At 37.0% G+C, this 341-nt stretch carries 1 protein-coding gene; it reads left to right on the top strand.

Going from position 1 to position 341, the window contains the following annotated elements:
• Positions 1-341, top strand: a 341-nt coding sequence (locus CWB78_RS18845; RefSeq protein ID WP_171040367.1) for a hypothetical protein, incomplete at both ends; no start/stop codon positions are given.

Below are 341 nucleotides of genomic sequence, written 5' to 3'. Positions count from 1 at the left end.
AATTAGAATCTGCCTGGATGCAGTTACTGCAGAAGTAGTAAAATGTAAAACTGATAAAAACAATACTTTCTCACAAGATAACAATCACATAAAAAGTAAAGTAATCACCTCAGGTACACCATATATTTGGCGCAAAGAATACACTGACTCTTTAAGCGCTCCTACAACAGAACAAAAAAGTAGAGTCACTCAATTTGCGCTTTTATCAGCACAATCAAGAAGAAACATAGCTGGAATGCTGCGAGATTTTGGCAGCGCAACATTACTTGCTATTTCTGACTTTCCAGCACAAGTTATACCATTTTTTCCCAACAACACACATGGTATTGATGGTACAGGTG

Source organism: Pseudoalteromonas sp. S1612 (genome assembly GCF_005887175.1).
GTDB lineage: Bacteria > Pseudomonadota > Gammaproteobacteria > Enterobacterales > Alteromonadaceae > Pseudoalteromonas > Pseudoalteromonas undina.
This window is presented reverse-complemented; position numbering and strand designations above follow the sequence as displayed.